Origin of the sequence: Citrobacter sp. Cpo221, assembly GCF_030332345.1 — a bacterium.
GTDB classification, from domain to species: Bacteria; Pseudomonadota; Gammaproteobacteria; order Enterobacterales; family Enterobacteriaceae; genus Citrobacter; species Citrobacter portucalensis.
This window is the reverse complement of record NZ_JAOWIA010000027.1, coordinates 59500-71261: the sequence shown is the minus strand read 5'-3', so window position 1 is coordinate 71261 and position 11762 is coordinate 59500. Positions and strand designations below refer to the sequence as shown.

The following is an 11762-nucleotide window of genomic DNA, read 5'->3' as shown; positions in this document are numbered from 1 at the left end:
CATTAATGAAAATGTGGCAATAAAAAGCCCCGCATTAAGCGGGGCTAAACGTTGTGCGTATATCGTTATGCGGCTTCGACTTTACGCACTTTCTCTGGCAGCTTTACCGGCTGAGTCGCCAGCTCCTCGGGTTCAAAGTCATCCACGTTGATACTGCGCAGTCGGCTCGCTTCGGCTTTCACCAGAATCGCGGCTTCATCTTTATCAATCAGCCCTTTCGCCAGCGCTTTGTGCGCCAGTTCGTCGAGGCGGGTAAATGGCAGGTTTTTACCCAACTCTTTACAGATCCGCTGGTGGATAGGGTCGGCTGCAATCACGTCCAGCAGCGCCTCTTCCAGCAAACCAACCGGGTTATGCTCGCTTGGCGTCAGATATTGACCACGACCAATACGAGAACGAGTCGCGCTCGGAACCTGCAAAATCTTCGCGACTTTATGGTCCAGCTTGTCAGACGGAGCATCATAGTGGCGACCGGTCGGGAAGATAACCACGTTCAGCAAGCCCGCGACCAGACGGTTCGGGAAGTTTTTCAGCAGATCGTCCATCGCCTGTTCCGCTTTGTACAACGCATCCTGAACGCCCCAGTGAACCAACGGCAGGTCCGCTTCATTACGGCCTTCATCGTCATAACGTTTCAGTACCGCGGAGGCCAGATACAGCTGACTTAACACATCGCCCAGACGCGCGGAGATACGTTCACGACGCTTCAGACTGCCACCCAGTACGGCCATGGACACATCTGAAAGCAATGCCAGGTTGGCGCTCAAGCGGTTCAGGTGCTGGTAGTAACGTTTGGTCGCATCGCCGGTTGGCGTGCTGCTGGTTAAGCCACGTGTCAGACCAAGCCAGAAGCTGCGTACTTTGTTACTGCCAACGTGACCGATGTGTTTGAACAGCAGCTTGTCGAACGCATTCACATCGTTACTCTGTGCCGCAGCCATCTCTTCCAGAACATACGGATGGCAGCGAATCGCACCCTGACCGAAGATCATCATGCTACGGGTCAGAATGTTGGCACCTTCTACGGTAATGGCGATTGGCGCACCTTGATAAGCGCGGGCGAGGAAGTTGCTTTCGCCAAGCATAATGCCTTTACCGCCAGTGATATCCATCGCATCGATGATTGACTGCTGCCCGCGGTGGGTACAGTGATATTTCACGATAGCCGACAGCACCGCCGGTTTTTCACCCAGCATAATGCCGTAGGTAATCAGTGATGCCGCAGCGTCCATCACGTAGGCGTTACCGGCAATACGTGCCAACGGTTCTTCAATACCTTCCATCTTACCGATGGAGATTTTGAACTGGCGACGAATGTGCGCATACGCGCCGGTGGCCATTGCGACCGATTTCACGCCGCCCGTCGAGTTAGACGGCAGGGTAATACCACGTCCCACAGACAGACATTCCACCAGCATGCGCCAGCCCTGACCGGCCATTTTCGGACCACCGATGATGTAATCAATCGGTACAAACACATCTTTACCGAGGGTCGGACCGTTCTGGAACGGCACGTTCAGCGGGAAGTGACGACGCCCAATTTGTACGCCCGGGGTTGAGGTTGGGATCAGCGCACAGGTAATACCGAGATCTTCTTCACCACCCAGCAGTTTTTCCGGGTCAGAGAGTTTAAATGCCAGACCCAGTACCGTGGCGATAGGCGCCAGCGTAATATAACGTTTGTTCCAGGTCAGGCGCATACCCAACACCTGCTGGCCCTGCCAGTCGCCCATACAAACCACCCCGGTATCAGGGATGGCGCCTGCGTCGGAGCCTGCTTCTGGGCTGGTCAGAGCAAAGCATGGGATCTCCTGACCGCGAGCCAGGCGCGGCAGGTAATGATTTTTCTGCTCTTCGGTGCCGTAATGTTGCAGCAGTTCGCCTGGGCCTAATGAGTTAGGTACGCCAACGGTGATCGCCAGGATCCCGGAAACACCGGAGAGTTTCTGCAGAACGCGAGCCTGAGCATATGCTGAGAATTCCAGCCCGCCGTACTCTTTCTTAATGATCATCGCGAAGAAGCGGTGTTCTTTCAGATATGCCCACAGTTCCGGCGGCAGATCCGCGAGTTCATGGGTTATCTGGAAGTCGTTCGCCATGCGGCACGCTTCTTCCACTGGACCATCAATAAACGCTTGTTCTTCAGCGGTCAGATGCGGCTGAGGATAGTTATGCAGTTTTTTCCAGTCAGGCTTGCCCTGGAACAGGTCACCTTCCCACCAGGTCGTACCGGCATCAATCGCTTCTTTCTCAGTACGCGACATCGGCGGCATGACTTTACGGAAACCGCGGAACACCGGCGCAGAGATCATAGATTTGCGCATCGGCGTAAAGTTAAACGGTACGAGGATAATGGCCAGAGGAACCAGCAGCCAGACTGACCACAGGCCAGCCACGCCAAGCGCAGCCGTCCAGGCGAGCAAAATTAAGCTGCTGAGGAATAAGCTCACGCGGTGATAAAACAGAACGCTGAGCAGAACAACCGTAGCGATAATACTCAAAATCATCATAACGAAAAGCTCCCTTGCTTGTAGGAGGTCTGACCACTTGTGATGATATGTTTGTAGTGGATGTAAATTCTTTTAGCAATGTGTTTACAAAATAATTACAACAAAGCTCACATTGTTGCTGTTTTAACCGGCACAAAAAATCAAAAGCGACAGCCATTCCTGTGGCTTGTACTTCTCGCTGGTAGCGCTATCCGGTACACTGCGTCTTGTCATTTACATTCATGCTGAAGGATATCCTCATGTACCAGGATCTTATTCGTAACGAACTGAGCGAAGCGGCGGAAACGCTGGCTAATTTTCTTAAAGATGACGCCAATATTCACGCCATTCAGCGCGCGGCGGTTCTGTTGGCAGACAGCTTTAAAGCGGGCGGTAAGGTGCTTTCTTGCGGTAACGGCGGTTCCCATTGCGACGCGATGCACTTTGCCGAAGAGCTGACCGGACGCTATCGTGAAAACCGTCCAGGTTACCCTGCTATCGCAATCTCTGACGTTAGCCATATCTCCTGCGTCAGCAACGATTTTGGTTACGATTATGTGTTCTCTCGCTACGTAGAAGCCGTGGGTCGTGAAGGTGATGTCCTGCTAGGCATTTCGACTTCGGGTAATTCCGGTAACGTAATTAAAGCGATTGCCGCAGCGCGTGAGAAAGGGATGAAAGTGATCACCCTGACCGGTAAAGATGGCGGCAAAATGGCGGGCAGCGCGGATATCGAAATTCGCGTGCCGCACTTTGGCTACGCTGACCGTATTCAGGAAATTCATATCAAAGTGATCCATATCCTGATCCAGCTAATCGAAAAAGAGATGGTTAAACCATAAGAAGACGATTGCCGGATGGTGGCTGAAGCCTTATCCGGCCTACATGAGCGCCACGTAGGCCTGATAAGCGCAGCGCCATCAGGCAGTTCACGGTTTTAAGGTAGGTGATGTATGTGCGAACTGCTCGGGATGAGCGCCAATGTGCCAACCGATATCTGCTTTAGCTTCACCGGGCTGGTTCAGCGCGGCGGAGGGACCGGGCCGCACAAAGACGGCTGGGGTATAACGTTTTATGAAGGTAAGGGCTGCCGTACGTTTAAAGATCCGCAACCCAGCTTTAATTCGCCTATCGCCAGGCTGGTACAAGACTACCCCATCAAATCCTGTTCCGTGATTGCCCATATTCGTCAGGCGAACCGTGGCGAAGTGGCACTGGAAAATACCCATCCCTTTACCCGCGAACTGTGGGGACGCAACTGGACCTATGCTCATAACGGACAGCTCAGTGGCTATAAATCGCTGGAAACCGGAAATTTCCGCCCGGTCGGTGAAACCGACAGCGAAAAAGCGTTCTGCTGGCTGCTCCACAAGCTGACGGAGCGTTATCCGCGCACGCCTGGCAATATGACGGCAGTGTTTAAATATATCGCGATGCTGGCAGGAGAACTGCGGGAGAAGGGTGTCTTCAACATGCTGTTGTCTGACGGACGCTATGTGATGGCCTTCTGTTCGACCAACCTGTTTTGGATCACGCGTCGTGCGCCGTTTGGCGTGGCGACATTGCTGGATCAGGATGTGGAAATCGATTTTAGCTCAGAGACCACACCCAATGATGTGGTCACCGTGATTGCCACTCAACCGTTAACCGGCAATGAAACCTGGCAAAAGATTATGCCAGGCGAGTGGGCATTATTTTGTCTCGGGGAGCGTGTAGTTTGATGCCAGTTGCGGCTGAACCACTTCGTGACTCAACGGCTTGCTGACGACGTAACGACCATCGACGACGGAGACGGTCGGTGGTTTACGTGTTTGTTCAAAGTAATCGTATCCCGGCTTTAACTGGGCCCAGAAATCTTTGTAATACGAGAACTTATGGCGCTGCATGTTGGCATCGGTCATGCGGAACGGGTAAATGCTAACCTGTACGCTGGACTGCCCGAACACCAGAGCACCGGTCACAAACTGGAAAATCTCATCAATGCCGTTGTCGGTCATTGCGTAGCAGCCGACGGAAACGCATGCACCGTGGATCATCAGGTATTTACCTTCATAACCGTGTGCGCGGTCGTAGGCATTAGGGAAACCAATGTTAATCGCTTTATAGAAGCGGCTATCTGGTTTCAGCTGTCCACGCTGAACGCTGTAAAATCCTTCCGGACTTTTGAAATCACCCTGACGCTGTTTTGGCCCTAAGCCACCGGAATAATTACAGATCTTATAACTGTCGAGCAATTGATACTGTTCGCCCATCTTGACGTACAGATCCAAGGTTCGCTCTTCTTTGAAGATCTGGATATAAACGGGGGAGCCCATTAATTGCTGCTTATATTCTTTGCTGACAGGCGTAGTCGGGCTGCTGCTGCTCAGCAAACCGGCAAATGAAACGCACGGCAATAAAAGCATCGCAAGAAAAAATGCGATTTTACGCATACTGCTTATTCCTTGATAAAACGATCACACACGCCAGGACGGCAAAAAGAATCCCCAAATCGGATAAATCTGGATCTGGAGCGCTCACATTAGCACCAAGAGAGTTTTTCGCAAGTCTCTCGTGCGGCGTTTACACTTTAGTTTTTCTTTATACGGAAAATTGCGCTTAAAGGCAGTCAGACACTGGCGTATTTTGCTGGTTACTGCGCTTCATTTGGTCTTAATCGTGCTGGATGGATAATGGGTCAGGAACGGCTCAGCATTAGGTACAACCAGACTTCTCACAACATAAAAATACTGTATACTTAAACAGTGATGTGGGAGACAAACGATGCGTAAAATCATACATGTCGATATGGACTGCTTTTTCGCGGCGGTGGAAATGCGCGACAACCCCGCCCTGCGTGATATTCCCATTGCTATTGGCGGCAGTCGAGAACGTCGGGGGGTCATCAGCACGGCCAATTACCCAGCGCGCAAATTTGGCGTGCGTAGCGCAATGCCAACTGGAATGGCATTAAAGCTGTGTCCGCATCTCACTTTATTACCTGGTCGTTACGAGGCCTATAAAGAAGCCTCCCGCCAGATTCAGGCTATTTTCTCCCGCTATACCTCGCTGATAGAACCACTTTCGCTGGATGAAGCCTATCTGGATGTGACCGACAGCACCCACTGCCACGGCTCAGCTACGCTGATCGCTCAGGAAATCCGCCAGACAATTTTTAACGAGTTACAGTTAACCGCCTCTGCCGGAATTGCGCCGGTAAAATTTCTGGCAAAAATAGCTTCCGATCTCAACAAACCCAATGGGCAATATGTGATTACCCCTGCCGATGTTCCTGAATTTCTCAGAACATTACCGTTAGGCAAAATTCCCGGCGTTGGCAAAGTCTCCGCCGCTAAGCTGGAATCAATGGGATTACGTACCTGCGAAGATGTTCAAAAATACGACCTGGCAATGCTGCTCAAACGCTTCGGCAAGTTTGGTCGTGTGCTGTGGGAGCGCAGTCAGGGGATTGACGAACGGGACGTTAACAACGACAGGCTGCGTAAATCCGTCGGCGTGGAGCGTACGCTGGCGGAAGATATTCACGAGTGGTCGGAGTGTGAGGCGATAATAGAACGGCTCTATCCCGAACTGGAACGGCGTCTGGCAAAGGTTAAACCGGATCTGCTGATCGCTCGCCAGGGGATAAAACTCAAGTTTAATGATTTTCAGCAGACTACGCAGGAGCACGTCTGGCCGCGCTTAAATAAAGATGACTTAATTACGACAGCGCGCAAGACCTGGGACGAGCGTAGGGGAGGGCGAGGCGTCAGGCTGGTGGGATTACACGTCACGCTGCTGGATCCACAAATGGAAAGACAGCTACTGTTGGGGCTGTGACTCAGAACAATTGCCGGATGTCGGCGTAAACGCCTTATCCGGCCTACAAACCAGCGTGCAGGCCAGATGGCTACGTAACAACTTTATCCGGCCTACAAATCAGCATGTAGGCCAGATAAACGTAGCGTCATCCGACATTTAGCGCAGAATCTTACTTCGCCGGAATAGACTTCAGCAGTTCAGTCAGCAGCGTCCAGTAATGGCCGACGCTTTCGATATGAACCTGCTCATCCGGGGAGTGTGGACCGGTGATAGTTGGCCCGATGGAAACCATGTCCATATCTGGATACGGTTTCTTGAACAGACCACATTCCAGACCAGCGTGGATGATCTGGATATTCGGCGTTTTATTGAACAGACGCTGATAGGTTTCACGAACCAGGTGCATAACCGGAGAGTTAGCATCCGGCTGCCAGCCTGGGTATCCGCCTTTTGCCTGGGTTTTCGCGCCAGCCAGTTTACCCAGTGAATCCAGCATGCTCACCACGTAGTCTTTACCGCTGTCGATCAGGGAACGGATCAGGCAGTGAATTTCAACGTTGTCGTCAGTCATGGTGACAACACCGACGTTCAGAGAGGTCTCTACCACGCCTTTGGCGACGTCAGAGTTGCGGATTACACCGTTCGGGGTGGCGTTCAGCAGACGCACAAAGCTGTCGCGAGACTGAGCGGTCAGCGCGGCTTTGTCTTGAGTTACGGCATCCAGCAGCAGAGCCAGGTTCTTCTCTTTGGCTTCCAGTTCGTTTTTCAGGATTTCCTGATAGGTGTTGACCAGCGCTTTTAACGCATCAACTTTATCTGCAGCCACGGCGAGGGTGGCAAAGGCTTCACGCGGAATCGCGTTACGCAGCGTACCGCCGTTGAAATCAACCAGACGCAGATCCAGCTCTTCAGCGTGGCCCGCCAGGAAGCGTACCAGCAGTTTGTTCGCGTTACCGAGACCCACGTGGATTTCGCCGCCGGAGTGACCGCCTTTCAGGCCTTTTAACGTCAGCTTAAAGCTCTGGAATCCAGCCGGGATTGCTTCACGGGACAGCGGCAGGTTAGAGGTAAAGTCGATACCGCCTGCGCAACCCATGTAGATCTCACCTTCTTCTTCTGAGTCGGTGTTGATCAGGATATCTGCCTGCAGCCAGTTAGCCTGCAGACCAAACGCGCCATCCATACCCGCTTCTTCGGTCATGGTCAGCAGCACTTCCAGCGGACCGTGTACCACGCTGTCATCAGCCAGAACGGCCAGCGCAGACGCCATACCGATGCCGTTATCCGCACCCAGCGTGGTGCCACGGGCTTTCACCCATTCGCCGTCAATATAAGGCTGGATAGGATCTTTAGTGAAGTCGTGCACGGTGTCGTTGTTTTTCTGCGGGACCATATCCAGGTGCGCCTGCAGAACGACCGGCTTGCGGTTTTCCATGCCTGCGGTAGCGGGTTTGCGAATCAGGATATTACCGACTTGATCGCGCTCGACGTGGAAACCTTTCTCTTGGGCCCAGCTCAGAATGTGTTCAGCGAGCTGCTCTTCATGATAGGACGGATGAGGAATAGAACAGATTTTGGCAAAAATATCCCATAGCGGTTGCGGGGATAATTGAGACAGTTCAGACACGTTGAGTCTCCTTGGCGATGTCCTACAAAACTTGCTTGCAGGCCACGGGGTTAGCAGAATTAAAAACACCACAAGTCAGGCTTGCGCGATGCGATTGAGAATACCACTTTCTCCGCTGACGGCTAGCATAAAGCATGCAAAAAGAGGCGCGGATTCCGCGAAACACTGGTTTTTAGTGCGTCAGATCTCTATAATCTCGCGCAACCTATTTCCCCCTCGAACACTTTTTAAGCCGTAGATAAACAGGCTGGGACACTTCACATGAGCGAAAAATACGTCGTCACCTGGGACATGTTGCAGATCCATGCACGTAAACTGGCAAGCCGCCTGATGCCTTCTGAACAATGGAAAGGCATTATTGCCGTTAGCCGTGGTGGTCTGGTGCCGGGCGCATTGCTGGCGCGTGAATTGGGTATTCGTCATGTCGATACCGTATGCATCTCCAGCTACGATCACGACAACCAGCGCGAACTGAAAGTGCTGAAGCGTGCCGAAGGCGACGGTGAAGGTTTCATCGTAATTGATGACCTGGTTGACACCGGTGGGACCGCCGTTGCGATCCGCGAAATGTATCCTAAAGCGCATTTCGTCACTATCTTCGCTAAGCCGGCTGGTCGCCCGCTGGTGAATGATTATGTTGTTGATATCCCTCAGGATACCTGGATTGAGCAGCCGTGGGATATGGGCGTGGTGTTCGTCCCGCCGATCTCAGGTCGCTAATCTAAAAAGTTTTCAACGCCTGGCATTTGCCGGGCGTTGTTCTTTTTGTGCTGTGTCAGGTTACACTATGCCTCAGTGAGTACTCATGGAGGCTGCAATCATGTCACAGGCTAACCTCAGCGAAGTCCTGTTTAAACCCCGCTTCAAACACCCTGAAACGTCAACACTGGTTCGTCGTTTTAATCACGGCGCGCAGCCGTCCGTACAATCTGCCCTGGATGGCAAAACCATTCCGCACTGGTATCGCATGGTGAATCGCCTGATGTGGATCTGGCGCGGCGTCGACCCGCGTGAAATCCTTGAGGTGCAGGCACGTATCGTGATGAGCGAAGCCGAGCGTACAGATAAAGAACTCTACGATACGGTTATCGGCTATCGCGGTGGGAACTGGATCTATGAGTGGGCGAAGCAGGCGATGGACTGGCAACAGAAAGCGTCTATGGAAGAGGATCCGCAAGTGAGCGGACGTCACTGGCTGCATGCGTCTACGTTGTACAACATTGCCGCTTACCCACACCTGAAAGGCGATGAGCTGGCAGAGCAGGCACAGGCTTTAGCCAATCGCGCCTATGAAGAGGCCGCACAGCGATTGCCGGGCACGCTGCGTGAGATGGAGTTTGCTGTTACCGGCGGTGCGCCGATCACCGGCTTCTTACATATGCCAAAAGGCGACGGTCCGTTCCCGACGGTGCTGATGTGCGGTGGCCTCGATTCCATGCAAACGGATTATTACAGTCTGTATGAGCGCTATTTTGCCCCGCGCGGTATTGCCATGCTGACGCTGGATATGCCGTCGGTCGGGTTCTCGTCAAAATGGAAACTGACTCAGGATTCCAGCCTGCTGCATCAGCATGTATTAAAAGCGCTGCCTAATGTTCCCTGGGTGGATCACACCCGCGTGGCGGCCTTCGGTTTCCGCTTTGGCGCTAACGTAGCGGTACGTCTGGCGTATCTGGAATCATCGCGTCTGAAGGCGGTGGCCTGTCTGGGGCCAGTGGTTCATGCGCTGCTTAGCGACCCGCAGCGTCAGGCGAGCGTCCCGGAAATGTACCTTGATGTACTGGCTAGCCGCCTGGGGATGCATGACGCCTCCGATGAAGCGCTGCGCGTTGAGCTAAATCGCTATTCATTAAAAGTGCAGGGCCTGCTGGGGCGACGCTGCCCGACGCCAATGCTCTCGGGATTCTGGAAGAACGATCCGTTTAGTCCGGAAGAAGAGTCACGTTTAATCACATCTTCATCTTCAGACGGTAAGCTACTGGAGATCCCGTTCAACCCGGTGTATCGCAATTTTGACAAAGGGCTGCAGGAAATAACCGGTTGGATCAATCAGAGATTGTGTTAAAAGTTTGCTAAATTTTATCGATTTGGTAAAACAGGTGCTTCACCTAAGGAGATCGTAATGACGTTACCGAGTGGGCATCCGAAAAGTAGATTGATCAAGAAATTCACCGCGCTTGGCCCGTATATCCGGGAAGGGCAGTGCGAAGATAATCGATTTTTTTTCGATTGTCTGGCTGTTTGCGTCAACGTGAAACCCGCCCCTGAGAAACGGGAGTTCTGGGGCTGGTGGATGGAACTGGAGGCGCAGGAAAAACGCTTCACGTACAGCTATCAGTTTGGTTTGTTTGATAAAGACGGTAACTGGACGGCGGTGCCGGTGAAAGAGACTGAAGTGGTAGAGCGACTGGAATACACCTTACGTGAATTCCATGAAAAATTACGTGGCTTGTTAACGACGCTGAATCTGGCGCTGGAACCTGCTGACGGCTTTAAGGATGAACCGGTTAAGTTAACGGCATAATGAACAGTGAAATGCCGGATGGCGGCGCAACCCCATCCGGCATTTTTTTATGCTATATCAAAACTGGTAGACCATACCCACCGCAACGATGTCATCATCGTTGATGCCCAGTTTATTATCGCTATCCAGCTGGTTGATTTTATAGTCAACAAACGCGGACATATTTTTGTTGAAATAATATGTTGCGCCCACGTCGATATAATTCACCAGGTCTTCATTGCCGACGCCTTCAATATCTTTCCCTTTAGAAAGTACATAACCCAGTGACGGACGCAGACCAAAGTCAAACTGGTACTGAACAACCGCTTCGAAGTTCTGTGTTTTATTGGCGAAGCCGCCGGAAATTGGCGTCATATTGCGTGTTTCAGAATAGAACGTCGCAATATAAATATCGTTAGCATCATATTTTAAGCCGGTCGCCCAGGCTTCAGCTTTATCACCCGTACCACGAGTTTGCAGATTCTGCTGGTTGGTACGATCGGAGTTGGTATAAGCGCCGCTCACCGCGAAATCGCTGCCGCCAAAGTCATAGGTAACGGAAGTACCAAAACCGTCGCCGTTCTGTTTTTTCACATCACGATCCTGGTTTTTACCCTGGTATTGCAGGGTCAGATCCAGGCCATCCACGACGCCGAAAAAGTCGGTGTTACGGTAAGTTGCCAGACCGCTGGCGCGTTTGGTCATAAAGTTATCGGTCTGTGCGGAGGAGTCACCACCGAATTCCGGGAACATATCGGTCCAGGCTTCCACGTCATACAGCGCGCCCAGGTTACGACCATAATCAAACGAGCCAAAATCTTTTAATTTCACACCGGCGAAGGCCAGACGTGTTTTTTGTTGGTTAGAGTCGCTTTCAGCTTTATTGCCGGCAAACTCTGCTTCCCAACGACCATAACCGGTTAGTTGATCGTTAATTTGCGTTTCGCCTTTAAAACCTAAACGGATATAGCTTTGGTCACCATCTTTGCTGTCATAATCCGTCATGTAATGCATGGCTTTTACTTTGCCGTACAAGTCTAGCTTATTACCATTCTTGTTATACACTTCCGCCGCCTGTACGGATGCCGACGCAACAATTCCCATCACCACTAATGCCAGAGTGCTCTTTTTCATTTTCATTCCTGATTAAAAGTACGCGCTAATATTCACTGGGTGTGATCCCCGTTAAAAGACAGGAGGGTTTTTAACGTCTGGCAATGAACGTTTTATGACAAAGTAAGAATATTTTTAAAAAAGGATGTTTTTTTGTTTCTGTAATAAATGCGTCAAAATCTGCCGCTACGCTTGCTGATCCTGCGCAATAAAATTTCATGCTTTGTGC

Annotated in this window: 10 protein-coding genes; 6 read left to right on the top strand and 4 right to left on the bottom strand. The window is 51.7% G+C overall.

The annotated features are described in order from the left end of the window. Nucleotides 1-65: 65 nt before the first annotated feature. Nucleotides 66-2510 (bottom strand): acyl-CoA dehydrogenase FadE, encoded by a 2445-nt coding sequence (gene fadE, locus OGY72_RS01090; RefSeq protein WP_286546212.1) that lies wholly within the window; start codon nucleotides 2508-2510, stop codon nucleotides 66-68. 239 nt (nucleotides 2511-2749) lie between these two features. On the opposite strand from fadE, the gene lpcA reads away from it, so the two are divergent. Beyond that, nucleotides 2750-3331, top strand: a complete 582-nt coding sequence (gene lpcA / locus OGY72_RS01085; protein WP_003031390.1) for a D-sedoheptulose 7-phosphate isomerase — start codon at nucleotides 2750-2752, stop codon at nucleotides 3329-3331. 111 nt (nucleotides 3332-3442) lie between these two features. After that, on the top strand, nucleotides 3443-4210 hold the full coding sequence (locus tag OGY72_RS01080; RefSeq protein ID WP_148362411.1) for a class II glutamine amidotransferase: 768 nt from the start codon (nucleotides 3443-3445) through the stop codon (nucleotides 4208-4210). Here OGY72_RS01080 and dpaA read toward each other — a convergent pair. Next, nucleotides 4181-4921, bottom strand: a complete 741-nt coding sequence (gene dpaA / locus OGY72_RS01075; protein ID WP_003830823.1) for a peptidoglycan meso-diaminopimelic acid protein amidase — start codon at nucleotides 4919-4921, stop codon at nucleotides 4181-4183. The two genes, OGY72_RS01080 and dpaA, sit on opposite strands and share 30 nt — an antisense overlap. A 331-nt stretch (nucleotides 4922-5252) precedes the next feature. Here dpaA and dinB point away from each other — a divergent pair, with 331 nt between their 5' ends. Then, a complete protein-coding gene (dinB, locus tag OGY72_RS01070; RefSeq protein ID WP_003830824.1) occupies nucleotides 5253-6308 on the top strand; it encodes a DNA polymerase IV in 1056 nt (351 codons plus the stop codon). Nucleotides 6309-6459: 151 nt separating this feature from the next. Here the strand turns inward: dinB and pepD are convergent, their stop codons facing one another. Beyond that, nucleotides 6460-7917, bottom strand: a complete 1458-nt coding sequence (pepD, locus tag OGY72_RS01065) for a cytosol nonspecific dipeptidase (RefSeq protein WP_008783788.1) — start codon at nucleotides 7915-7917, stop codon at nucleotides 6460-6462. Between the two features lie 261 nt (nucleotides 7918-8178). On the opposite strand from pepD, the gene gpt reads away from it, so the two are divergent. The 3 genes from gpt (at nucleotide 8179) to crl (ending at nucleotide 10441) form a co-directional block, all read left to right on the top strand. Further along, nucleotides 8179-8637: a xanthine phosphoribosyltransferase gene (gpt, locus tag OGY72_RS01060; RefSeq protein WP_003031380.1), complete on the top strand. Its 459-nt coding sequence runs from the start codon at nucleotides 8179-8181 to the stop codon at nucleotides 8635-8637. A gap of 100 nt (nucleotides 8638-8737) precedes the next feature. Further along, on the top strand, nucleotides 8738-9982 hold the full coding sequence (gene frsA, locus OGY72_RS01055) for an esterase FrsA (RefSeq protein ID WP_003830828.1): 1245 nt from the start codon (nucleotides 8738-8740) through the stop codon (nucleotides 9980-9982). Nucleotides 9983-10039: 57 nt separating this feature from the next. Further along, entirely contained in the window at nucleotides 10040-10441 is a 402-nt protein-coding gene (crl, locus tag OGY72_RS01050) for a sigma factor-binding protein Crl (RefSeq protein WP_003830830.1), read from the top strand. 57 nt (nucleotides 10442-10498) lie between these two features. Here crl and phoE read toward each other — a convergent pair whose 3' ends face one another. Continuing rightward, entirely contained in the window at nucleotides 10499-11554 is a 1056-nt protein-coding gene (phoE, locus tag OGY72_RS01045; RefSeq protein WP_003830831.1) for a phosphoporin PhoE, read from the bottom strand. Between the last annotated feature and the right edge of the window lie 208 nt (nucleotides 11555-11762).

Bases quoted from the DNA above. Each gene is read 5' to 3' on its own strand.
- fadE (WP_286546212.1), bottom strand. From the start codon at position 2,510: ATGATGATTTTGAGTATTATCGCTACGGTTGTTCTGCTCAGCGTTCTG.
- lpcA (WP_003031390.1), top strand. From the start codon at position 2,750: ATGTACCAGGATCTTATTCGTAACGAACTGAGCGAAGCGGCGGAAACG.
- OGY72_RS01080 (WP_148362411.1), top strand. From the start codon at position 3,443: ATGTGCGAACTGCTCGGGATGAGCGCCAATGTGCCAACCGATATCTGC.
- dpaA (WP_003830823.1), bottom strand. From the start codon at position 4,921: ATGCGTAAAATCGCATTTTTTCTTGCGATGCTTTTATTGCCGTGCGTT.
- dinB (WP_003830824.1), top strand. From the start codon at position 5,253: ATGCGTAAAATCATACATGTCGATATGGACTGCTTTTTCGCGGCGGTG.
- gpt (WP_003031380.1), top strand. From the start codon at position 8,179: ATGAGCGAAAAATACGTCGTCACCTGGGACATGTTGCAGATCCATGCA.
- frsA (WP_003830828.1), top strand. From the start codon at position 8,738: ATGTCACAGGCTAACCTCAGCGAAGTCCTGTTTAAACCCCGCTTCAAA.
- crl (WP_003830830.1), top strand. From the start codon at position 10,040: ATGACGTTACCGAGTGGGCATCCGAAAAGTAGATTGATCAAGAAATTC.
- phoE (WP_003830831.1), bottom strand. From the start codon at position 11,554: ATGAAAAAGAGCACTCTGGCATTAGTGGTGATGGGAATTGTTGCGTCG.